Source organism: Nostoc sp., from assembly GCF_036917635.1.
Taxonomy (GTDB): Bacteria; Cyanobacteriota; Cyanobacteriia; order Cyanobacteriales; family Nostocaceae; genus Nostoc.
In genome coordinates this window covers 66,401-91,334 of record NZ_JBALCW010000098.1, presented here as the reverse complement: position 1 = coordinate 91,334, position 24,934 = coordinate 66,401, and the positions used below count along the sequence as shown (strand labels likewise).

At 43.0% G+C, this 24,934-nt stretch carries 17 protein-coding genes; 9 read left to right on the top strand and 8 right to left on the bottom strand.

The genetic code is table 11. The annotated features are described in order from the left end of the window. Positions 1-171 precede the first annotated feature (171 nt). Positions 172-2,850 carry a CHAT domain-containing protein gene (locus V7K32_RS23890; RefSeq protein ID WP_334996602.1) on the top strand — a complete coding sequence of 893 codons (2,679 nt, stop codon included), beginning with the start codon at positions 172-174 and terminating at the stop codon, positions 2,848-2,850. 422 nt (positions 2,851-3,272) lie between these two features. On the opposite strand, the gene V7K32_RS23885 is transcribed toward V7K32_RS23890, so the two are convergent. The 3 genes from V7K32_RS23885 to V7K32_RS23875 form a co-directional block, all read right to left on the bottom strand. Further along, positions 3,273-5,654 (bottom strand): two-partner secretion domain-containing protein, encoded by a 2,382-nt coding sequence (locus V7K32_RS23885; RefSeq protein WP_334996600.1) that lies wholly within the window; start codon positions 5,652-5,654, stop codon positions 3,273-3,275. A gap of 368 nt (positions 5,655-6,022) precedes the next feature. Beyond that, positions 6,023-6,688 (bottom strand): calcium-binding protein, encoded by a 666-nt coding sequence (locus V7K32_RS23880; protein ID WP_334996598.1) that lies wholly within the window; start codon positions 6,686-6,688, stop codon positions 6,023-6,025. Between the two features lie 219 nt (positions 6,689-6,907). Continuing rightward, positions 6,908-7,438 (bottom strand): calcium-binding protein, encoded by a 531-nt coding sequence (locus V7K32_RS23875; RefSeq protein WP_334996596.1) that lies wholly within the window; start codon positions 7,436-7,438, stop codon positions 6,908-6,910. Positions 7,439-8,262: 824 nt separating this feature from the next. Between V7K32_RS23875 and fbp the strand changes: the two genes are divergently transcribed. The 4 genes from fbp (at position 8,263) to opcA (ending at position 14,132) form a co-directional block, all read left to right on the top strand. Further along, positions 8,263-9,312 carry a class 1 fructose-bisphosphatase gene (fbp, locus tag V7K32_RS23865; protein WP_334996594.1) on the top strand — a complete coding sequence of 350 codons (1,050 nt, stop codon included), beginning with the start codon at positions 8,263-8,265 and terminating at the stop codon, positions 9,310-9,312. 410 nt (positions 9,313-9,722) lie between these two features. Continuing rightward, entirely contained in the window at positions 9,723-10,868 is a 1,146-nt protein-coding gene (gene tal / locus V7K32_RS23860) for a transaldolase (RefSeq protein WP_334996592.1), read from the top strand. Between the two features lie 141 nt (positions 10,869-11,009). Next, positions 11,010-12,539, top strand: a complete 1,530-nt coding sequence (zwf, locus tag V7K32_RS23855) for a glucose-6-phosphate dehydrogenase (RefSeq protein WP_334996808.1) — start codon at positions 11,010-11,012, stop codon at positions 12,537-12,539. A gap of 240 nt (positions 12,540-12,779) precedes the next feature. Next, positions 12,780-14,132, top strand: coding sequence for a glucose-6-phosphate dehydrogenase assembly protein OpcA (gene opcA / locus V7K32_RS23850; protein WP_334996590.1), 1,353 nt, complete (start codon positions 12,780-12,782; stop codon positions 14,130-14,132). 155 nt (positions 14,133-14,287) lie between these two features. On the opposite strand, the gene V7K32_RS23845 is transcribed toward opcA, so the two are convergent. Then, on the bottom strand, positions 14,288-14,923 hold the full coding sequence (locus V7K32_RS23845) for a glutathione S-transferase family protein (protein WP_334996588.1): 636 nt from the start codon (positions 14,921-14,923) through the stop codon (positions 14,288-14,290). A 420-nt stretch (positions 14,924-15,343) separates the two neighbouring features. Between V7K32_RS23845 and V7K32_RS23840 the strand changes: the two genes are divergently transcribed. Then, positions 15,344-16,777 (top strand): cobyrinate a,c-diamide synthase, encoded by a 1,434-nt coding sequence (locus V7K32_RS23840; protein WP_334996586.1) that lies wholly within the window; start codon positions 15,344-15,346, stop codon positions 16,775-16,777. A 44-nt stretch (positions 16,778-16,821) separates the two neighbouring features. Here V7K32_RS23840 and V7K32_RS23835 read toward each other — a convergent pair whose 3' ends face one another. Both V7K32_RS23835 and tnpA read right to left on the bottom strand, forming a co-directional pair. Beyond that, entirely contained in the window at positions 16,822-17,262 is a 441-nt protein-coding gene (locus V7K32_RS23835) for a Crp/Fnr family transcriptional regulator (RefSeq protein WP_334883536.1), read from the bottom strand. Positions 17,263-17,514: 252 nt separating this feature from the next. Further along, positions 17,515-17,913 (bottom strand): IS200/IS605 family transposase, encoded by a 399-nt coding sequence (gene tnpA, locus V7K32_RS23830; protein WP_334996584.1) that lies wholly within the window; start codon positions 17,911-17,913, stop codon positions 17,515-17,517. Positions 17,914-17,994: 81 nt separating this feature from the next. Here tnpA and V7K32_RS23825 point away from each other — a divergent pair, with 81 nt between their 5' ends. From V7K32_RS23825 to V7K32_RS23815, 3 genes are all read left to right on the top strand, one after another. Next, entirely contained in the window at positions 17,995-19,215 is a 1,221-nt protein-coding gene (locus tag V7K32_RS23825) for an RNA-guided endonuclease InsQ/TnpB family protein (RefSeq protein WP_334996582.1), read from the top strand. Between the two features lie 373 nt (positions 19,216-19,588). Further along, positions 19,589-20,263, top strand: a complete 675-nt coding sequence (locus tag V7K32_RS23820; protein ID WP_334996580.1) for a cadmium resistance transporter — start codon at positions 19,589-19,591, stop codon at positions 20,261-20,263. Positions 20,264-20,531: 268 nt separating this feature from the next. Further along, complete coding sequence (locus V7K32_RS23815; protein WP_334996578.1) at positions 20,532-21,170, top strand: pentapeptide repeat-containing protein; 639 nt, start codon at positions 20,532-20,534, stop codon at positions 21,168-21,170. A gap of 121 nt (positions 21,171-21,291) precedes the next feature. Here the strand turns inward: V7K32_RS23815 and V7K32_RS23810 are convergent, their stop codons facing one another. After that, positions 21,292-22,245, bottom strand: a complete 954-nt coding sequence (locus tag V7K32_RS23810; protein WP_334996576.1) for a DUF4351 domain-containing protein — start codon at positions 22,243-22,245, stop codon at positions 21,292-21,294. 146 nt (positions 22,246-22,391) lie between these two features. Further along, a complete protein-coding gene (gene recJ / locus V7K32_RS23805) occupies positions 22,392-24,794 on the bottom strand; it encodes a single-stranded-DNA-specific exonuclease RecJ (RefSeq protein WP_334996574.1) in 2,403 nt (800 codons plus the stop codon). Positions 24,795-24,934 lie beyond the last annotated feature (140 nt).

The following is a 24,934-nucleotide window of genomic DNA, read 5'->3' as shown; positions in this document are numbered from 1 at the left end:
ACCGTAGGTTTTTTTAAGGGGGATAGGGTTATTGAACCGTAACGCGAGATTCATTTGTCATCGGTTGTGGTTCAAAAAAAATAAAACCTCTAATAATTGCGTATGAGATGCCCAAATCATTTTTTACTAGCGCTGTTCACTGCATTTCTATGCATAACGTTATCCCCTGTTTTGGCAAAACCTCCTGCTGTCTACTCTGCCATGCAAAATTTGACCGAGCAAGGAGAGTGGGGACAAGGAAGTAGTGAATCCCCTATTTTCTCCTCCCTACTCCCCCTGAAAAGCGACTCATCCCAAACGCAAAGCTTAGTAGAAGAGGGCAAAAAATTATACGACACGGGACAGTTTACTGAAGCGGTCAAAGTTTTGCAACAGGCTGCTGCTGCGTTTAAAACCTCTAGGGATGGATTACAAGAAGCGATGACGTTGAGTAATCTTTCCTTGGCTGATCAGCAACTTGGCTTGTGGGCTGAAGCAGAGGAAGCGATCGCTCAATGTTTAAAATTATTAGAGTCAGGGGAAAATACTGGCACTTCTGGTGAGCGTTCCCAAATTATTGCACAAGCCCTAGATGTGCAAGGGCAGTTACAACTCGCACAAGGACAAGCAGAAACGGCTTTAACTACCTGGCAAAAAGCTGCTGATATTTATCAGCAAATAGGCGACAAGGTTAAATTAACTCGAAACCGGATTAACTCTACACAAGCTTTTCAAGCTTTAGGGCTTTACCTTCAGGCTAACAAAATTTTAAACGAAGTACAGCAAACCCTTACCAGCCTTCCCGACTCACTTATTGTCGCCACAGGGCTGCGTAGTCTTGGCAACGTCCGCCGAGTTGTCGGTGATTTAAACGTATCACGGTTGATATTGCAGAAAAGTTTAGCAGTGGCAAAGCGAGTCCAATCTCCAAAAGCGATCGCAGAGGCTCAACTCAGTTTAGGCAACACAGCCCGCGCCCAACAAGACACTCAAGCAGCTTTACAATACTACCAAGAGGCTGCGGCTGTATCTGTTCCCTCCATTACACGCATCGCGGCTCACCTAAACTTACTTAGTCTACTTCTGGAAAAAAAGCAAGACCTAGATGCGTTGGCGTTATCGTCTCAAATTCAGTCAGAAATTAGCAACTTGCCACCCAGCCGAACCTCCGTATATACTCGGATTAAATTTGCCCAAAATCTCACCCAATTAAAAGAAAAAACTAGCATAAATACCCCCTCATGGCTGAACATTGCCCAGCAATTGTCCACCGCCATCGAGCAGGCGCAAAGCTTGCAAGACCGACGAGCAGAATCTTATGCTATGGGTAGTCTTGGTGAGTTATATGAAAAGACCAAACAGTTTTCTGATGCTCAAGAGCTTACCGAGAAAGCTTTATTCATAGCCCAAAGTATTAATGCATCAGATATTGCTTATCAGTGGCAATGGCAACTAGGACGCATACTGAAAAAAGAGGGAGATATTAAAGGCGCGATCGCATCTTATAATGTAGCCTATAAAACCCTTCAATCTCTGCGTGGCGATTTAGTAGCCATCAATCCAGACGTTCAGTTTTCCTTCCGGGAAAATATCGAACCTGTGTATCGAGAGTTAGTTGAATTGCTGTTGCGTTCTCCCCAAGGTAGCAGCGCTTCTGTTCCTTTTGAGAAGCTAGATCAACAAGACGCTTCTCTACTAAAGACTAACGCTTTGCGATCGCCACAACAGGGTATTAATCAAGACAATCTAAAGCTGGCTCGTGATGTAATTGAATCTCTGCAATTAGCAGAACTGGATAACTTCTTTCGGTCAGCCTGTTTAAATCCTACACAGGCACTTGACCCAGTGGTTGATAAAAAAGACCAACAAGCAGCAGTGATCTATCCAATTATTTTACCAGACCGCCTAGATGTTATCCTCAAATTGCCTAATCAAGACTTGCGCCACTACAAAACTGTAATAGCTCAAAGTGATGTGGAAAACATAATAGCAAAACTGCGGAAAAACTTACTAAATGTCACCGCAACTGCTCGGGTTAAGCAGCAGTCCCAACAAATATATGATTGGTTAATTCGACCAGCACAAACAGAGTTAGTCAATAGTGGGATAAAAACCTTAGTGTTTGTCCTAGATGGTGAGTTGCGGAATATCCCGATGGCGGTTCTCTACGACAAACAGCAAGAAAAATATCTGGTAGAGAAATATGCGATCGCCTTAACACCAGGTTTGCAACTCCTCGATCCCAAACCTTTGCGACAGATACAGCTAAATGCTTTAACTGCTGGAGTCAGCGAAAAACGCCCAGTTGAAGGCAAAGAATTTCCCCAATTAGAAAATGTACCACGGGAATTAAAAGAAATCAAATCTGAGGTATCTAAGAGTGAAGAACTTTTAAATCAACAGTTTACCCAAACAAACCTGCAAAATAAGTTGCAAACAGTTCCCTTCTCCGTGGTTCATCTAGCAACTCACGGTGAATTTAGTTCTGATGCTGACAAAACCTTTATTCTCACCTGGGATAAACTGGTTAAGGTCAAAGAATTTGATAATCTACTGCGAGTTAGTGACAAAAACCGATTTAGTGGCATTGAATTACTCGTCCTCAGTGCTTGTCAAACTGCTGAGGGAGACAAACGAGCAGCTTTGGGACTGGCTGGGATAGCTATGCGGGCGGGGGTACGCAGTACACTAGCAACATTGTGGTCAATAGACGATCGCTCCACCGCCGATGTCATGAGTGAGTTCTATCGACAGCTAAAGGCTGGGGTGAATAAAGCCCAGGCACTCCAGCGGGCCCAATTAGGTGTCTTTGCCAAGGAAAAAGCTCCATATTTCTGGGCACCCTATGTTTTAGTAGGCAACTGGCTATAACCTGACAATTCAGGTTATGTGGAAAAGCTAACCATTAACCTAACCCCCTTCCCGACGCTCTAAGGAACGTGGATTAAATAAAATGCAAAACTTCATCAATTATCACGATCCCTCTCCAATACATCGGAGAGGGATTGAGGGTGAGGTAAGCTTGGGATATAAAATTGTATGTTATTTAATTCTTGTTCCTAAGCGGGAAAATTCAAAGTCTCTGACGCCACGTGCTTGGCTGTCGGGCTTTATCGCCCCCTCAAGGCTCCTCCTTAAAGGAAGAGAGAAATAGAAGTGAGGTTTTCCAGATGACCTGAATTCTCAGATTAGACATCTCCGGAAATTAACTGCAAAATGAAACCCTTGTAGAGACGTGAAATTTCGCGTCTCTACATTCTTTTTCGGAGATGTCTATTGTATAACCTGGTTGTTTACAAACAAGAAGCAGGAGTAAGCCAGGAACTATGAGGCAAAGCTTTCGGCGCATCAGCCGTGAGTACAACTTCACCTTTAGCATTTATCACCCACCCTTGCGCTTCCACAATCGGCGCCGGATTGGAACTCTTGGACTGATTTGAATTTGTACTAACACGGTTTTCACCCTTTGGGTTGAGAGTTACCCAATCTAGTTGAACTGCATCAGGAGTAAGGGGTTCAGTTCTGGGGTTGGGTGGTAAGCCGCCGCGTCCGGTGATCGTAAAACTGTTTTGATTTTCAGCAGTACGGACTTGACAAGATTGCGCCACTTTGGTATCAACTGGTACGGCTGGTAAGTTAATTAATCCTTGAGAAGGGTCAACATCGAGCGTGTTGATATTTATAATGCCGCTTAAATTAGGTCTTGTTTGGGAAACTGCCGTAATATCATTTGTCTGAAGTTGACGCGGGTCTAAATCCGTAGGGCGCAACTTTTTAAGGTCTTCGCTAGTTAGTGGTGCAATTCCAAAAATATTAGTAGCTTTAATTGTGACGCTCCCACCACTACCACTAAATGCATTGGCGGTGATATCGCTGTTTTCATTTGGTTTGGTAACGATGAAGCCCTTAGGGATATTGATGTTGATATTACCGCCATTTCCACCAGCCCCACTAGTACCTGCTGAGGTAGAAATCTCACTGTTACGACGCAGTAACAATAAGTCTTGCAAATTCAGCGTAATATTGCCACCATCACCGGAGTTAGCTTGCCCAATCAGCTTACCTTGCTCATCCAATTTAATAGAACGAGCGGTGATTACCAAATCCCCTGCCTTATTTGTGCCTTGACTGCTCACAGTTATGTCAGCGTTATTTAAGACATTTAATTCTCCAGTGTTAACTATAATGCTTCCTCCCGCTCCTGTAGATTCTTTAGAAGTGGAAGCTGAAACCTGCGCTCCATCTTGAACAGTTAATTGCCCAGTTTTTATATTTAAGTTTCCGGCATTTCCAGTAGATTGAGTCCCAACAAATAAGCCGCTTCTACTCTCACCATTTCCTCCAATAAGTTGGATAGAGTCTCTGGCGTTGACAGACACAGTTCCTCCCGCTCCTGTAGATTCAGGAGAAGTGGAAGCTGAAATTTTTGCTCCATCTTGAACAATCAATTGCCCAGTTTCAATCTTCAATTCTCCGGCATTTCCAGTACCTTGTGTTATGGTGAACAAGCCACTAGGTGTAGGTTTTTCACCTTCTATAATTGGCGAAGTTCCAATGAGTTGGATAGAGTCCCTGGCGTTGACAAACAAAGTTCCTCCCCCTCCTGTAGATTCTAAAGAAGTGGAAGCTGAAATCTGCGAACCATCTTGAACAATCAACCGCCCAGTTTCAATCCTTAAGTCTCCTGCATTTCCAGAGTTTGTTGTCTCAGTTAATAGACGACTTCCTCCCGAAAGTTTTATTGACTCCGATGCGTTCACCCCTAATGTTCCTCCCGATTTTGAGACTAGGGCATCAACCGCAACATCTGAACTATCGAATGTAACGCGCCTGCCTTGTATTTGGACACCACCACCGCCTTCACCACTAGCACTTACTGTAGTTTGATTGGTAAGAGATACATCTGCTCGCGCTACACTCTCAGGAAAACTTAAGCGGAAATTGTTGTTATCAATGTTCAACCCTACTGTTCCCCCTGCTGCCAATCCTCCTAATTCGATTCGACCATCTTGAGTAAACACGTACGCTCCTTCTAAATTCACATCCCCTCCCAATAGGACTAAACTCTGACTCTCAGGAACGGATAGAATTGCTTCATTGACTTGAATCGGGTTAACAGGCTGGGATGCAATTTGATTGAATAGAAATGCAGAAGGATTCACACTCAGCAAGGGGTTAACCGGATTGACCGGTGAAGTCATGGAAAATTCTCCACCACCCGGAAACCGGATCGCACTAGCTGTTGTGCCGATAAATGAACCGTTAATATTTAAGTTGGCATTTGCTCCAAATATGATGCCATTGGGATTCATTAAAAAGAAATTAGCTTTACCTTGAGTTTGAAGTGTTCCCTCGATGTCAGAGAGATTTCTCCCTGTAACTCGCACCAAAATATTGTTGATGGTAGGGGCGTTTTGGAAATTAACTACCTGGTCACTTGTAATACTAAAGTTGCTGAAACTATGGAATAAATTTGTATTGCCAACGGTTGTACCCCCTGTAATATCGAAGGTAGTGCCATCGATTCTTTGCTGCACTTGAGTTCCCACAGAGCGATCGGGAGTCACCTGAGCGGATGTGCGATCGCGTGCTTGTATTCCAATCGTACTCCCTAGAATCACCAAGCCAGACAAACCTAAGTGGCAAACGCGATCAAACCAACTTCTTAAACTCACAAAACTTATCTCCTAACCCTTGAAAGTTAATTCATTGCAAGACAGAACACCACTTTAGTAATGCTTGTGCGAACCTTTGTTTCTACTCCTCTCCAGGTAACTCTGCTAGAAGGTTAGGTTTTTGATTACTAATCTGCTGTGGTGACAGTAGTGACTGTATGAATTTTAAGACTTATGCACTTTACCAAAGAATCAGCCTGTATATCAACCTAAATACGTCTTTCAGCCTTTTGCAAATCGCCCTTTCTTGCTTGTGTAGACTAGCAATAAGGGACTGACAAATAAAAAATAATCAATCGTTTTGGTAAGCAGGGGGAGCAGGGGGAGCAGGGGGAGCAGGGGGAGCAGGGGGTGACTGACCCTTTTATTTACAAATAGTTAGCAAAGTGAAGGTTACAAGGTAGCCAAGCTAACTGCTGACTAAGATAAGATAGAGCACCAGTGTTTGCGTTATAGCTAAAATAACTAGGAAGTCCCACACCCCCACCAATTATTGTTAGTTGTGGAGATGAAGATGGATTTATAGGATCAGAAAGTTTCATGTCCTGACTCGAAACTTTTGTTGATGCTAAAATATCAGTTCTAGAGTTAGCCAATTTAATATCATTCTTAGAAGCTTTAATAGAAGTAAAGGTGTCACCATCCTTACTACCAGTCAGAATGTCATTATCAACTCCTCCTAATAAGGATAAAGAGTCTTTACCCAATTTACCTGTTAGAGTGTCATCGCCTTGATAAGTTTTAGAGATAGCGTTAGTGCTGCTAATACTGCTAATAGTAGAGGTATTAATTTTAAGAATATCGTCGTTAACTGAGAAATCTGTAATTGTATCAATACCGCCACCTGAGTAATCCAAGACAAAGGTATCTCTACCACTACCACCGATGAGATAGTCATTACCACTTCCTCCCTCTAAGTAGTCATTACCCAGCCCACCTATTAGAGTGTCATTACCTTGATGTCCGTATATTTGATCGTTTCCTTGAGTCCCAACTAGATAATCGTTTCCAGCAGTGCCTTGAATAATTGCCACGTTCGTTACTCCGGGATAAATTAGTGTTTATACTGATGATTTTAACTGGCAATTAGGATTACAGATGAGATTGGTAAAGAAACAAAATAAGGCGATCGCAGCTAGAACAACAATTCCGTAATCAAAATCCGAACCCCTCGTTTATGTATACACAGTAGAAGGGGAGTTTGGCTCCCCCAACTCTAGTAGGAAACTCTGGTGGAGAGTTAAATTTTTGATTCATGAAATATTACTATTACCTATTGAAGGCACTATAGTAGTTGAATTCCAGTCAAGGTAACGAGGTAACCAGGCTATCTGCTGATTCAAATAAAATAGAGCACCACTACTTGCGTTATATGTAAAAATATTACCAGATTGGCTAATGGTAATCGATCCGAGCGTTTGTGAACCACTTGTAAACTTAGTAGAGTTAATAGTACCATTTTCATCAACCGCTTCATAATTGCTCAGAGATGATAGTGGATCGATAAGATACTGAGAGGAGCTAATCGTCGGGGTAGTAATTTTAAGAATATCGTCGTTAACTGAGAAGTCTGTAATTGTATCAATACCGCCACCTGAGTAATTCAGGACAAAAGTATCTCTACCACCACCACCAGTGAGATAGTCATTACCATTTCCTCCCTCTAAGTAGTCATTACCTAGCCCACCTCTTAGAGTGTCATCGCCTCCATAGCCGTATATTTGATCGTTTCCTTGAGTCCCAACTAGATAGTTGTTTGCAGAGGTGCCCTGAATAAGTGCCACGTTTCTCACTCCGATAATTTAGTGTTTCCACTGTTTATCTTAACTAGCAAATAGCATGATTCATGATATCTTTAAAAACTAAAAATACAGCTTCCTCTGATCTACCTCATTTGATTAAAAAATGCTATAACTAGAACCCCCATTTTTTCCAACAAAACGTTCTATACCCATTAAAAACCTATCGGGGACAATGGCAGGTTTATTGGTTGTAAGTAAGTAGGTCAAATTAAATATAAAACCTCACCCTCAATCCGGCTTCCCTCTCATTAATAAGCAGAGGGATTGAGGGTGAGGTTTTATTTTATATTTAATTACGCCTACCTACTTATAAATAAATTATTCCCGTGTTGATCCCAAAAAACCAATCATCACGGTTTTGCCAAATAGCAGCTAATATCGCTAACAATAAGTTGGCAAATAATATTTACAGTTTGTAATCTACAAAAGTTTCGTCAGAAGGCAATTCTGCTGATGAAAGTAGGCACTTTAATGGATTGTAGTTGAACAAAAGCAGTTCTCAAGCCCAAATGATAAATATAAACCTGTTTTACCATAGCTTCAGGGTAGCTCAGGCTGCACATAATACTTAGTGAGTTCGTTGCCCTTGTTTTAAGTAAATCCCTAACTCAATATTGGTGATGTCTTAGACAAATTACTACGTATCTAGGCTCTGAGCGCAGGAGTCACTGAAAATTCATTTCTTTAGTTTATCTAAAGTCGCATCTAAGTTATCAAATTACCTTTCTAAGATAGAAGCAGCAACCATAAGTTGCCATACACGACTAAAACCCAATTAACAGCTAGTGGCTGCGGAGAACATAAAAATGGCTAAAGCGCCAGATTCAATAGAATCGTCTATCAATGAAATTACAGACTTAGCTTTAGATCGTGATTGTACGACCTTATCGCGTCACGTTCTACAGCAACTTCAGAGTTTTTCGCCAGATGCACAGGATTTAAGTGCGCTGATGAATCGTATCGCCCTTGCAGGCAAACTGGTTGCTCGCCGCATGAGTCGCGCTGGTTTAATGGAAGGCGTTCTCGGGTTTACTGGGGAAGTTAATGTCCAAGGAGAATCCGTCAAAAAGATGGATGTCTATGCCAATGATGTATTTATTTCAGTTTTTAAGCAAAGCGGCTTAGTCTGTCGCCTAGCTTCTGAGGAAATGGAAAAACCCTACTATATCCCGGAAAATTGCCCCATTGGTCGCTATACTCTGCTGTATGACCCAATTGACGGCTCATCCAACACTGATAATAATCTCAGCTTAGGTTCCATTTTTGCCATTCGCCAACAAGAAGGAAGTGATAGCGATGGTAAGGCAACTGACCTCCTTACCAACGGACGTAAGCAGCTTGCTGCTGGATATATCTTGTATGGTCCCTGCACAATGCTGGTTTATACTATAGGTAAAGGCGTTCATTCCTTTGTCCTTGATCCCAGCTTAGGAGAGTTTATTCTCACAGAAGAAAATATCCGCATTCCTAAGCACGGTTCTGTTTACAGCGTGAACGAAGGGAACTTCTGGCAGTGGGAAGAATCGATTCGAGAATATATCCGCTACGTTCATCGCACAGAAGGCTACAGCGCTCGTTATAGCGGCGCAATGGTGAGCGACATTCATAGAATTTTAGTTCAAGGCGGCGTGTTTCTCTACCCAGGCACAATTCAAAACCCAGAAGGTAAATTGCGCTTGCTTTATGAAACTGCTCCTCTAGCCTTTTTGATTGAACAAGCAGGCGGTCGCGCCACTACAGGATTGATGGATATCTTGGATGTGGTACCGAAAAAATTGCATCAACGCACACCTTTAATTATTGGTAGCAAAGAGGATGTAGCAAAGGTGGAGTCTTTTATTCAAAACGGCCACTAGTACCGCAAGGCAAAATTCACGCATTCACGCATCAATACAGCGTAAGAGTTTCGTTGATTTGGAATCTGTACTACTGTAAAAAGGCACGATTTAGAAGAAAACAAAGCTTGTAAATAAAGCTTTTTAAACTTTTTCAACTGGATAGTTATTTTTGCCATACTGCCCTCGAAGACGGTAATAAAAGGATCAAGGATGCGTCTAGCATCTGGCATTAATTAAAAGTTAATCATGGTGATTTAAGATTGGCTATGCAGAATAGCATTTCTTGAAAATGTATTAAAGATTATCTCAGGTGGCCGATGCGATAAGTGATTTGCAACGCCACAATTCAAAAGTAAGCATCAAATTTTGATGGGTTTTGCCAACTTACTTAGAAACATCACTATACAGGAGTGAAACAAATTAGAGCTATGTCTACGAATCATCTACTAGAAATTAAACAATACGGTCAAAGTATCTGGATGGATAATTTGACCCGTGACATTATTCAATCAGGTGAACTCAAAGACCTGGTTGAAACTCAAGGGATATCTGGGATTACTTCTAACCCAGCTATTTTTGAAAAAGCGATCGCAGGTAACGTCATTTATGATGCCGATATAGAAGCCGGAGTTCGTGCTAACTTACCCATAGACAAAATTTACGAATCTCTCGTTTTTGCAGATATCCGTAATGCTTGTGATATTTTACGCGCTGTTTATGAAGCCTCGGATAGACTAGATGGTTATGTGAGTATTGAAGTCCCACCAACCATCGCCCATGATACTGAAGCAACAATAAGCGAAGCCCGACGCTATTTTCAAGAAGTTGGTCGGGAAAATCTGATGATTAAAATTCCCGGTACAGAACCTGGTTTGCCAGCAGTGGAGCAGGTAATAGCCGAAGGGATGAATGTTAATATAACATTGCTGTTTTCTGTAGAAAGCTACGTAAACACAGCTTGGGCATATATTCGTGGCTTAGAAAAACGGTTGGCTGAGGGCAAAGATATCAGTAGAATTGCTTCAGTCGCCAGCTTCTTCCTTAGCCGGATTGATAGCAACATTGACGCCAAAATTGATGCTAAGTTGAAAAAAGGCGTTGATGATATTTCTGTGGAAGCAAGGCTAAGAGCTGTTAAAGGAAAAGTAGCGATCGCTAACGCCAAGATTGCCTACCAGGAATACAAGAAAATTATCGAGAGCGATCGCTGGAAAGCCTTAGCAGCAAAAGGGGCTACAGTACAACGGCTACTTTGGGCTAGTACTAGCACCAAAGACCCCAACTACAACGACGTGATGTATATCGAAGAGTTGATTGGGCGAGATACCGTTAACACCGTACCACCAGCGACAATTAAAGCTTGTGCCGATCATTGTAACGTAGGCGATCGCTTAGAAACAGATGTAGATAAAGCTTACACGCTGATCGAAAACCTCAAAGATCCCGACATCAACATCGATCTCGATGCCGTCATGGATGAACTGTTAGTTGAAGGTATTGACAAATTCATTCAGCCCTTCCAGTCCTTGATGAACTCTTTAGAAGACAAGATCAAGGTATTGTCACCAGTGTAAGGGCTGGGGAGTGGGGAGTGGGGAGTGGGGAATGAGGGAGATGAAGGGAATAGCCAATGCCCCATGCCCCATGCCCAATTCCCAATGCCCCATGCCCCAGTCCCCAATCTCAAAATCCAAAATCCAAAATCCAAAATTCCTATGGTTAGTCTGCTAGAAAATCCCTTGCGCGTTGGTCTGCAACAACAAGGGATGGCTGAACCCCAGATTATAGTTATCTTTGGCGCTTCTGGTGATCTCACCTGGCGCAAACTAGTGCCAGCCCTTTACAAATTGCGGCGAGAACGGCGTATTCCTCCAGAAACTACCATTGTTGGCGTAGCCCGACGAGAATGGAGCCATGAATACTTCCGCGAACAAATGCAGAAGGGCATGGCAGAGGCACATCCTGATGTCGATTTAGGCGAACTCTGGCAAGACTTCTCTCAAGGTCTGTTTTACAGTCCTGGGGATATAGACAACCCCGAAGGCTACCAGAAACTAAAAACTTTACTGAGTGAATTAGACGAAAAACGGGGCACGCGAGGCAATCGCATGTTCTACCTCTCCGTTGCCCCTTCATTCTTTCCCGAAGCGATTAAGCAGCTAGGAAGCGGCGGAATGCTAGAAGATCCCTACAAACATCGTCTAGTAATTGAAAAACCCTTTGGTCGGGACTTGGCTTCTGCCCAAAGTCTTAACCAAGTGGTACAGAAATATTGCAAAGAAAACCAAGTATACCGAATTGACCACTACTTGGGTAAAGAAACAGTCCAGAATTTGCTGGTGTTTCGCTTTGCCAATGCAATTTTTGAACCCTTGTGGAATCGTCAATTTGTTGACCACGTACAAATTACCGTAGCAGAAACCGTAGGCGTGGAAGACCGGGCTGGCTACTATGAAAGCGCTGGCGCACTGCGGGATATGTTGCAAAATCACCTCATGCAACTTTACTGCTTAACGGCGATGGAAGCACCCAACGCAATGGATGCCGACAGTATCCGCACAGAAAAAGTGAAGATACTCCGAGCTACTCGTTTAGCTGATGTTCACAATCTGTCGCGGTCAGCAGTCCGTGGTCAATACAGTGCTGGCTGGATGAAGGGTCAAGCAGTGCCAGGATATCGGACAGAACCAGGCGTTGACCCCAACTCCACCACACCCACTTATGTAGCGATGAAGTTTTTGGTGGATAACTGGCGCTGGAAAGGTGTTCCTTTCTACTTGCGGACTGGAAAGCGGATGCCGAAAAAAGTCAGTGAGATTGCCATTCACTTCCGCGAAGTTCCATCTCGGATGTTCCAATCTGCCGCCCAACAGTTAAACGCCAATATTTTGACAATGCGGATTCAGCCAAATGAAGGTATTTCCCTGCGTTTTGATGTGAAAATGCCAGGAGCAGAATTCCGCACCCGTTCCGTTGATATGGACTTTAGTTATGGTTCCTTTGGCATCCAAGCAACATCTGATGCCTACGATCGCCTATTCCTTGATTGTATGATGGGCGATCAAACATTGTTCACACGCGCGGATGAAGTAGAAGCAGCTTGGCAAGTAGTAACACCAGCCCTTTCCGTTTGGGATGCACCCGCCGACCCGACTACTATTCCCCAATACGAAGCCGGTACTTGGGAGCCAGAACAAGCAGAACTCCTAATTAACCAGGATGGCCGTCGCTGGCGCAGACTGTAGAAAGTTAGGAGTTAAGAGTTAGGAGTGATGAATTAAGAGTGATGAGTTATCAGTGATAAATTATTGAGTAATGAGTGATGAGTTATAAATTGTGAGTTTTTGAGTTAATAATTCTATTTCTCCTAACTCCTAACTCCTAACTCCTAACTCCTAACTCCTAACTCCTAACTCCTAACTCCTAACTCCTAACTCCTAACTCCTAATTTATTCAACAAACAAAACTGACAATTCAAAACTACTATGCCTACGCAAACTTCTACTATTTTTTCACTTCAGGCACCAAAAGATATTTCGCTTAACGAAATAGATGCCGAACTAAATCAAATTTGGCAAAGCTACGGCATTACTGGCGAGAACGGTGGACTTCCCAGTGTTACTAGGGCAACAACGTTTACTTTAGTAGTCTACGAACCAGAAGAAACTCAGTATTTGTTGGCTGCTTTAGGATTTTACAACGGCCCAATTGATGGGATTTTAGGGCCACAGATGGCAGCAGCATTGCGAGAAGTGCAAAAGAAAAATGGTCTGCCAGAAACCGGAACAGCAACACCAGAAACTCTCACTGTATTACGAGAAGAATTCGCTAAAGGCCAGCGAGGTGGAGAACATTCTGCTAGTGGGTTAAATAGCGGTAGCCCCAGAATTGCCGATGAAATCGCTCTCCGCAACCCTTGCCGCATCATTGCCCTATTTCCCATTGCTGGCGAAGATGAAGGGGTTAAGGCTCAAGTTTCTGCCTATTGCCCCATCCAAAAGCAATCGTCAAGCACACTGATTTGCTGCGAATACATTACTCTCAGTGGTACTGCTGCTGCCTTAGAACGCATCGGTGGCATGATTCCAGCATTATTGATTGGCGGCTTGCCAAAGTTTCTCTGGTGGAAGGCAACACCAGACCCTAACAACGGTCTATTCAAGCGCCTAGGAGCAGTCTGCAATAATGTGATTGTAGATTCTTGCAACTTTAACGAGCCAGAAAGAGAATTACTCCGCTTAGAAGAGTTGGTAGAAACGGGTGTACCTTTAGCTGACTTAAACTGGCGTCGCCTCGCATCATGGCAGGAATTGACAGCTGAGGCTTACGACTCACCTAATCGTCGCGCCGCCCTCAAAGAAGTTGACCGCGTTACGATTGATTACGAAAAAGGCAACCCTGCCCAAGCTTTGCTGTTTTTGGGTTGGCTGGCAAGTCGGTTGCAATGGCAGCCAGTTTCTTATGAAAAGGAAAGCGGTGATTATGACATCACTCGCATCCATTTTATTGCTCAAGAGCAGCGACAAGTAGAAGCAGAGTTAGCAGGAGTTCCGGTTGCTGATGTAGGCGATATTATCGGCGATTTGATTGCCTTGCGCCTCAGCTCGACAAATGCCCAAGCAGACTGTGGTACAGTTATCTGCTCGGAAACTGGCGGTTGTATGCGGATGGAAACCCACGGTGGCGCTCAATCTGCCGGTCTGTTTCAACAGGTGACTTCACTTTCGGAACAAAAGGCGGAAGCTTTGCTGAGTCAGCAGGTGCAACGCTGGGGCCGTGAGTCACTTTTTGAAGAAAGTCTGGCAGTGACAGCAAATATTTTCAAATTGGCGAATTAGTTTAGACCTAACCCCACTACCCCCCTTCCCGCGTCGTGAAGGGGGGAATTTTTATAATTATAGGACTTACGCACGGGTAAAGGAAAACGAACCTTATTAGGCGCAGAGGTCACGGAGGAATGAGAGTTTGAGAGGGTTTTTGCGTAAGTCCTAAATTATTGAAAAGATACGTTGTATTTGCCTCCACGCTCAAGGGCGCGTTTGTAAGCAGGTCGGCCATGAATGCGATCGATAAATTCTTTGAGCTTTGGTCGGCTCTCCACCTCTTCGGGGAGCATAGCCACTAGTTCGAGGGGAAAGCTCATTTGGATATCGGCGGCGGTAAATTCTTCACCGACAAACCACGTATTTTTACGGAGTTCGGCTTCTATGTAGTCAAAGTGAAGTTTGATCTGGGGCGCGACGAATCCGCTAACAACGCTGCTGTCCCCTGCCCCGAAATTGTTCAATACTACCCGCATGACCAGAAGTGGCATTGCAGAGCCTTCGGCGTAATGCAGCCAATATGTATAGCGCAGATGCTCCGGCGTACCGGATGCCGGAACTAGGCGACCATTACCATAGCGATTAACGAGGTATTCGATGATGGCGCCTGACTCAGCGATGGTGAGGTCTGCATCTGTGATCACTGGTGATTTGCCAAGCGGATGCACTTGGCGCAGCGACTCCGGTGCCAGCATCGTCTTTGCATCGCGTTCATAGAATTTGATCTCGTATTCGATACCTAATTCCTCAAGCAACCACAGCACACGCTGCGATCGCGAGTTGTTAAGATGATGCACAACTATCATAAAACGTTCCTCTTCTGGTAGCTTATTGCTATCTGAATCTCGGCTAATCTCCAACTAAACCAAATCTAAGTTGAGAACCGTAGTTTTCACCCTCTCCCTAAATCCCTCTCCCTCTCTCTGGGAGAGGGAGTTTGAAATTCTGGCTCCCCGAATCCCTCTCTCTGGGATTCGGGGTTGGGGGATGAGGGCAAATCCTTTTCATCATGGAAGAACTATAGGTTTCAAGATTGACGTGGTTTATATTATTATTAGACAAATTTTTTCAGCCTAACTCCCCTAATTGGCTAGTTTTATTGTTTCTAATTGGTATAAGTTTGAGTTAGTTGATTTTAGAAACTGGTGCATCTGCTTTTGCAAAAAGCGACGATAGACACACAGCCAATAGTCAAAATAGTTGCTGCATAATAATTTGTTTCATTTATGGCTTTAGTAATTGCTGGGGAACGTAGTGGGGTGGGTAAGACAACAGTCACGCTCACTCTTTTAGCATCTTTACGCCGTCGCAATCGCCTGGTGCAATCTTTCAAGGTAGGCCCAGACTACATTGATCCGATGTTTCATCAACATGTAACTGGTCGTCCTTGTCGCAATTTAGACCCAGTGTTGACTTCTGAGGCCTACATTCAGCAATGTTTTGCCCGTCATAGCCAACTGAGTGAATATGCCCTAGTCGAAGGGGTGATGGGGTTATTTGATGGAATTTCGTCATTAGTCATTAGTCCTTTGTCATTTGCAAACGATCAAGGACTAATGACTAATGACAAAGGACAAATTAGTGACTTTGCAAGTACGGCACACATTGCGCGGCTGTTAGATTTGCCGGTGGTGTTGGTGATTGATTGTAGTCGTTTGTCTGGTTCTGTAGCTGCGATCGCTCATGGCTATCGGTCTTTTGATCCCAGAATTAAAATAGCTGGGGTAGTATTAAATCGCGTCGGGAGCGATCGCCATCTCTCTCTACTGAAAGATTCTCTAGAACCCTTACAATTACCTATTCTCGGCGTCCTGCGCCGTCAAGATAACATCACAATTCCCGATCGCCATTTGGGTTTAGTACCCACAGCAGAACTTCCCGAACTCAACGCTTTAATTAATCGTCTTGCCGATTTAGGAGATACTTGCTTCGATTGGCAACATTTATTACCTTTATTAAAATCAAAACCTCTCCCTCATCCCCCTCATCCCCCTCATCCCCCCTCTTCTCCCGTCAAGATTGCAGTAGCCCGCGATCGCGCTTTTAATTTCTACTATCAAGATAATCTCGATTTGCTGCAACAACTTGGTGCAGAACTGGTTTTCTGGAGTCCCCTAGAAGATGCTGCAATACCAAAAGATGTGCAGGGAATGTATTTTGGCGGAGGTTTCCCAGAAGTTTTTGCCCAGCAATTAGCAGAAAATACTAGCGTTCGTGATGCAGTCAAAACAGCAATTATTCAAGGAATGCCGACAGTTGCCGAATGCGGAGGATTAATGTATTTATGTGAGCAGATTATCGATTTTGAGGGTAAATCTTGGTCAATGGCGGGAGTTTTACCAACATCTGCTGTAATGGGTGGGCGTTTAACTTTAGGCTATCGTCGGGCAGTAGCTTTGCAAAATAATCTGTTAGTCAAGGTAAATACAACTGTCTACGGACATGAGTTTCATCGTTCCCATTTAACCTTAAATCCGACTCAGCCCCTATTTGAAACTTCTCGCTACGATTGTGAGGAAAATATGGGATGCGAAGGATGGGGTTTACCTGCGAATGTTCATGCTTCTTATGTGCATTTGCACTGGGGAGAAAGTAGAGAAATTCCTCAGCAGTTTCTTCAAGAATGTCGAAAACTAGCATCTATAGAAACATGGATTTAAACAAACACAAAACCTAGTAGGGTGAATTAAAAACTATCAGAGAATTAACTCCGCAAAGAGGTGACACTCAGATCGTCATTCAACTTACGAATCAGACGGGATAACTCACGAATGATATTCACCGCAATTTCGGGAGTTTCTTCGATCGCATCATACAGCTGCTCTTGGGTCAGTTCCAAAAATTCGCAAGGTTCCAGAGTCGTTGCAGTGGCAGAACGAGGTTGAGTATCAAATACTGCCATCTCACCAAAGTATTTTCCCTGTTCTACCTCTGCCAACTGTTTATTGCCAATGTGAACTTTAACTCGGCCTGACACGACAATATAGAGCGATCGCCCTTCTTCTCCCTGCCGAAAAATCGTGTAATTAGCTGGAAATGACAATTCGTTCATTACTGAAGTGAGCCGCACAATAAAATCATCCCGCAATTCCTTAAAAATTGGGACTCGCCGGACAAATAATAAACGGTCAACACTGGTTAGCATAATTACAAGTTAAATATTAAACATTAGTGTAAATTTTAAAACTGAAGCTACGCGATTAGTCATAGTAACCGATGTTGAACGCTAGCCGCCAAGAATATCTCAAATATCAACAGAAAACTACTTAGGATTTTTTCAATAGGAGCGATGCCTACGGCGGTAAACTACGCACAGAAGCTTGTGACCGGATAAGTCGTGGCGTGCAAGCCCCTAAATTTATTTATGGGGGTAAGCCGCAGGCGAATTTATTCGCAGTCAAGTTTCGTTTTGATTTTGGATGTACATTTTAATAGTGTCCAAAGTTGCGCCGCCAACTGTGGATACAAAATAAGAGTTAGTCCACAAAGATGGTAAGCGGCTTTTCAACTCAGGAAACTCCAACCGCAAATATCTAGATGTTGTACCCTTGAACCTCTTCACTGCTCGGTGTACTCCAAACTGAGGGTCAACATCTATCAATAAATGTACGTGGTCTGGCATTATTTCCATTTCTAAAATTTCAACTTTAATCTCAATAGCAATAGTAGCAAGCAACTCCTTGAGCCTAGAGGCAATAGAATTAACCAGTACTTTTCGTCTGTATTTGGGGCAAAAAATAACATGATACTTGCAAGAATAGACAATATTGTTGTTTGATTTAAATTTTTCAGTCATTCTGATAAGAGTAGTTTACTGCACTGTATCTATATGATAGAATAACTTAAACTAACAAACAAACCAGGGGGTGATTCAAGAGTGTTGGTACTTGAATATAAGGCAGTCATCAAAAAAGCCCAATCAACAGCGATAGACGAAGCTATTCGTACAAGTCAATTTGTTCGCAATAAAGTGCTTAGGTATTGGATGGACAATCGTGGCGTTGGTAAAAAAGAACTGTATCAGTACAACACTCAAATACGTTCAGAATTTAAGTTTGTCAACAATTTAAATAGTCATGCCTGTCAAGCGTCAGTTGAAAATGTAGAACGTGCTATCAACAGATTTTTCGACAACTGCAAGAAGAAAACCCCAGGTAAAAAGGGTTATCCACAGTTTAAAAAACACAGCCGTTCTGTCGAGTATAAAGTTTCCGGTTGGAAATTACACCCAACAAAACGCCGAATAACTTTCACTGATAAAAAAGGTATTGGCGAACTCAAATTATTGGGTAAATGGGATATTCATCAATACCCTGTTGAACTAATTAAACGAGTTCGGATTGTGCGTAGAGCCGACGGTTGTTATGTGCAATTTTGCGTGAAGTCTGCCACCGGGGAGTATCCCCGTGGCGAGCTTCACGTCAAGCTGGATAACCAGCAAGACGCACCATTAACTACTTCTGTTATCGGTATTGATGTTGGTTTGGAATATTTCTACTCTGATTCAGAGGGCAAGCACGAAGAAAACCCACGATATTTGCGTAAAGCCGAGAAAGATATCAAACGGGTTCAACGCAATATTTATAAGAAGAAAAAAGGGTCATCTGGTAGAACAAAAGCGCGTGGTATTTATGCCCGGAAGCATTTAAGAGTAACACGACAAAGGAATGAACACGCTAAGAGACTAGCGCGTAACTTAACCCTGGCTAACGCTAAGGTGGTCATGGAAGACTTAAATATTTCCGGCTTGGTAAGAAACCACAAGCTAGCCAAAAGTATTAGTGATGCTTCTTGGTACAACTTCCGTCAGTGGCTCGAATACTTTGGCGAGAAGTTTGGGAGGGAAATCATTGCAGTTCCTCCCCACTTCACCAGCCAGGAATGTTCAAACTGTGGTGCTAGAGTTCAGAAGTCTTTAAGCACTCGGACTCATTCTTGCCCACATTGCAATCATATTGAACAACGTGATGTGAATGCTGCCAAAGTAATTTTAAATCGTGCAAACGGTAGGGGTGGGCAACCCCGAACTAACGCTAGTGGAGATGTTCTCCCTACTTCTGTTGGTCGTAAGACTTGCAAAAGCAAAGAACGTCAGTGATGCTAGAATCCCCCGCCTTTAGGCGTGGGGAGTGTCAAATACTCCCCGCGCCGCCCTCCGGGACGGGGGGCTTCTAGGTGACTCCACTTCTTTAATCACTTTTATTTATCGTTTTGAAAAACAAGAGTATTTGCTCTTATTTGCTTGTCAGCCCTAATATTTAGTTGATGAGTTCCCAAGGTATCTTGCTGAGAAAAATCACCAATTTGATTGGAGGCAATCGCTTCTAAAAACTGGGGAACTGGCTAATGACTAACGAACCGCGATTGGTTGTCGTTATGTAAAACAATCACAAAATTTCCTGAACTGTCCTGACATCGGGGAGCAGAGAAGGATTAGGACAAACAGCATTGAATTATCGTGAGCAACAATTATGAGTTGGCTAATTAGTACATTAATTATTGGAATCTCTGCCGCTTTTGCAACCACCTTTGACGACAATTTATATTTGACAGCTTTCTTCGGAAAAGTCAATCGCAGCTTTCGTCCTAAGCATATTGTTCTCGGTGAATTTCTGGGGTTCACAGCTTTAGTAGGCGCTAGTCTCCCTGGTTTCTTCGGCGGTCTGATTGTTCCAACCACCTGGATTGGTTTGCTGGGTTTGCTTCCCGTCGCCATTGGTATCAGTAATCTTATCAGCCGAGAAGATGAAACAGTGACAGTGCAAGCTGTGTCAGTTGACTTAACCTCTCCTGTAAAATCTAGACGCCAGAAGAAATCACTATTAGAAACCATCCGCGATCCGCAAACCTACCGCGTTTCTGCTGTCACCATTGCCAATGGAGGAAACAACATTGGCATCTATGTACCATTATTTGCTAGTAGCAATCTTCCAAGTTTGGGTGTAATTCTGTGTGCTTGCTATTTCACTGTTGGGATGTGGTGCTTACTGTCTTACAACCTGACTCGTAATCCTCTCATTGCTCCCGTTTTAACTCGCTTCGGTCGAAAAATCTTTCCCTTTGTCTTAATTTACTTGGGACTCTCTATCTTAATTAAAAGTGAAACATATCGACTTTTACCTAGTATGGCAATGCTTTCTCATTAGGTATGAGGCGATGTCTACGACGGGCGTAGCTGCGGCACCCGATCTAAAAACTCGAAATTCTTGATGGGTGCTATCTCTGTGATGTAACCAAAAAAATCAGCGATCGCTTCCCATCTAAAAACATTTTTTAATCACTTAAATTTATCAATTTGAATCAGAATAATATTTGATGTTATCAATCAAGTTATCTAAAGTGAGAATAAAGCAAATTATTGATGGCTCTTATAAAAGCAAGCCCAGCACTACGAATCAGCTTATGAAGGAACTAATGAATAAACCAAATCCAAAAAAATTAACTCAGTGGATAGTAACAGCAGTATTTCTGGTACTTGTAATAGGATTTTCGCTCCTTGACCAGCAAGCAGTTAGAGCTTTAACACTAACACCATCCATACCTACCGTATCTGAACCAGCACCAGTAATATCTCCGCTTACATCGCCAATGGAGTCTATAACTTCTCCAGTAATATCTCCGGTTCCATCGCCAATAGTGTCTGTAGCAGAAAACGTTAGACGTTTATTACAAACCAATGAATGTATCGGATGTAATTTGACTGGAGCAATGCTAAAGGACGCAAATCTGCAAGCGGCAAACTTGGAGGGTGCTAACTTACAAAATGCAGACTTAGAAAGGGCTAACTTACAGCAAACAAATTTACAAGGGGCAAACTTTCAAGGAGCAGATTTAGGTAAGGTAAACCTTTTGGGAGCAAACCTTGTGGGAGCAAACCTATTTGATGCAGACCTAGAGAAAGCTAACTTGTTGGGAGCAAATCTGCAATCGGCTAACCTACAGGGCGCAGACTTGGAAAAGACAAATCTTACAAATGCAAACATCCAGGGGGTTAACCTGATGGGGGTTGATTTGGAAGATGCAATCAGACCAGAAGGATTCACCGTTCAGTAATTAAACTGAATTTCTCGGTGCAAATGTATTAATAAACATCAAAAGCCTGATTCAGTAATGAATACAGGCTTATTTTTTAATCAGATCGTGTCCGCTTGATTACTTATTAAACCCGAATTTTCTAGGTTGTTTGATTTGCTTCCAACCAGTTAAGTAAATCCTCAATGGTTGTAAAATCCAATAAAGCCTCGCCAAGTGCTTCTAATTGCTCTAGGGAAAGAGTTTGAATGCGCTCCAGAACCTCTTGTGGTAACTCTCCTACCCGTTTTTGTAGTAGCCGTAGCACAAGTGTTTGTCCTTGTTCCTGTTTTCCCCGCTCGTAACCAATGCGCTCGCCTGTGGTAATGTAGCTCATAGTCCGCTCCTGCTCAAATTTTTTAAACTCTTGCCAAAATTCTGCTTCCAAGGTTTTTGGTAAAATCATAACCCAATCAATAAATCGGTAAAGGTTACGAATATCTTTTTCTTGCAATCCTAATTCATACAATCGGCGAATCAAGCTAAATTTCCAAGCTTTACGTTCTCCTGGCTTTTTATTTGTTTGCTGTGTCTTCAAATGCGCCATTACTACAGTTGCAAATGGATTGTTGCTGGCTTCTAATTCTGTCCAACGATTTTGATAATCCAGCAGCTTGACGGTTCCAAATTCAAAGTTAAGCCTGGTATTGGGATAATTATAACTATATTGATTGGGTCGCCATGTCGGATCGGTATCGCACAAAATCGCCAAACTCATGGCAGGTTTCGCAAATCTGTCAAAAATCCGCAAGTTGTAGGAAAACATTCTTTCTGCAAAAGTATCTTCTGATTTTGCTTGGATTTCTACATGGATTAATAGCCAAGTTTCTTGTCCTTGAATTTGCCAGACTTTAACTAATTTATCTGCATATCTCCTACCAAGTTCTGCTTCGCGGGCTATTTGTTGAAATTCCTTATCGAGAAATTCGTGGGGACGTTCCCAATTAATTAGTTCTGCTGTTTGGGGAAAGAAAAATTGCATTGCTTGGGGAAAGTAAGCTTCTAAAATTTCTTTCCACGGGCTATCATTATCTGCTCTTTCCAGTTCCTCGGTCATTAGTTGATTGTTATACCATCTAGTAATCCTAAATCATTTGTGAACAACAAGCTCCCCGACTTCGTAGAGAAGTCGGGGAGCTGATGCTGGCGATTTTCATCAATATAGAAGGGATTTGTCCGAAAATAGTAGTCGAAGTCAGGTTTTTAAAAATTTGTACCCATATAATTGTCGGAACTTGCGATCGCCACAATAGTAGATAAAGGAACTTCAGCAAAATATTGTCGCTGAAATTGTTCTTCTCTAACAGCGGCTAAAAATCGTTCCACTGCTGCCTGTGCCAAGTTTTCTGCACTATCGCTTGGATACCAGGTGATTTGCAAATAACGATCTTGTAGTTTGACTGTGAACCCTAAATATTTTAAAGCTTTGATTCCTACAAGTAAGGTTTGGTCGGTGATGCCGATTTTATCTAAAAGTTGGACGCGGGTAACTAATTGATTTGTGCGACTGAGATATTTGGCAATTCCGACAAGAGTCAGCCAAATTTGATTAGGTGGTTGGAGGTTGGGTTTAGACCAAGCGATCGCTAATTGTTGCGAACTACTTATTGTTAGACATCGCCGCAACCACGCGCGTAAATCATCCCAATTTGTAGGACAATCTTCAAGCAAGAGTGGGGGAGTCGAGAGTGGGCTTTCCGTGAGCGTAGCCGAAGGGGAGTCGGGAGTGGAGAAGTTACGCCAGTCTAAGATGAGTGCGGAATTCCGAGTGTTAAGTGCTGAGTTAACACTGGGACGCACGGCAATTAATCTGATTTCATAACGTTTTTTGAAGGTGTTATAGTCTAATTCGGCTATGCAATCACACCTTCCTATGGGCAATTCATCTTTGTAGTGTCCCCACCATATACCCGGAAAAGCACTTCTGCTGGAATCATCCCGAATATCAAACTCGGTTTTAATGTACTGTACCTTTTTCCCTTGCCAATCCTGCTGATTGCGATGCCAAGAATTTTCAAACCAGCAGTTTTGAATTAGCAATTTCGGAACAGGGTTACCCATTCCACAAGGTTCTAGCAGTTTCAGTTCTAAAAATAACTCTTTTCCCAAGTCTGCAACTGTTACTGTCAAGTCTGCTTGCACGGTTGGCGTTAAGGTTGTACTACCTAAAGATTGCCGCAACTGCTGATTAATCGCTGCTGTAAATAAAGGAATATTCTCTACTAACAAACTCAAACCTGCTGCAAAGGGATGTCCCCCAAAGCGATGTAACAGATGTGCTTGGTCTTTTACTAGTTGGTATAAATCGACAGAATTCACGGAACGGGCGGAACCACGGGCGAGGGGAGGGGATGAGGGAGAAATTCCTCCTTCCTCATCTCCCCCATCTCCCCCTGCTCCTTCCGTACTTAACAAAATAGTCGGGCGACCTGTTTCTTGTGCTACTTGTCCCGCAACTAAGCCCAAGACACCCGCAGGCCATTGGGCATCTTCTAGGACGATGACGCTGGTGGTTGATAAGTCTAATTGAGTGAGTTTTTGTGCTACTTGCGCTTGTACATCTTTTTGTAAAGATTTGCGGCGGGTGTTTGCGAGTTCTGTAACTTCGGCTAGTTCGTTACAACGTTTGGCATCCCGACTAGTTAATAATTCAACGCAAAAACTAGCATCGCCTTGGATGCGGCTAACGGCGTTAATTCTTGGCCCCAAACCAAAGGAAATATCTGTGGGGCGATCGCCACTTTTTTGGCACAATTCTAATAATCGCCCCACCCCCGGACGGCGACGCGCTGCTGCTGGCTGTCGAAAATCTGCTTGCAGTCGTTGAATTCCCATCTGTGCTAAATAGCGACAATCTCCACTTAACTGCACTAAGTCGGCAATTAATCCTACTGCTACTAAATCTAATAAATCTTCTAACGGATCTCTTGCAATATTAGGCAGACTTTGATATAATGCTTCCACAAGCTTATAAGCTACCGCTACCCCAGAAAGATTGAACAGTTGATGTTCTCTGGGCAAATAATGAGGATTAATAATTGCTACGACGGGTGGACGTTCGGCAGGTAAGGTGTGATGGTCTGTAACGATTACATCTATGTCTAGTTGTTTGGCGTAGATAATTTCCTCAATATTTGTGCTGCCTGTGTCGCAAGTAACAATTAATTTGCAACCTTGTTTTACTAGGTTATCAATCCCTTGATTATTGAGTCCGTGAGATTCTTTCAGGCGATTGGGAATGTAATAAATTAACTGAGTATTTTGTTTAAAAAATTGCCCTAATCCATCCCAGAGAACAGATGTGGCGGTAATACCATCAGCATCAAAGTCTCCCCAAATGGCAATTTTTTCTTTGATGTTATATGCTTGTTGCAACCGGGCGATCGCTAAGTGCATTTCTTGCCCAAACTCAAACGGACTCGCTGGTTGATAAGCTTTGTGGTTGATAAAAGCTGTTAATTGTTGATGATCTTTAATTCCCCGTTGCCATAACAATTGTGCTGCATATATTCCCCTTGATGCGGGTGTATGCTGTTTCACCTCATGGATAAACCACTCCGGGGGTTGTTCGGTTGCTGCTATAGTCCACTGCTGTTGTTCTGTCATAAAAGAAAGTTGGGAGTTAGGAGTTTGGAGTTTTAATTTATAAGTAGGTCGGCGAGAAAAAACCAACCTATGTAACGAAAAGTAAAATCTTTGTATTTGGCTCCTAGTTGCGCTTCAGCGAAGACAGCGCAACTACAAAC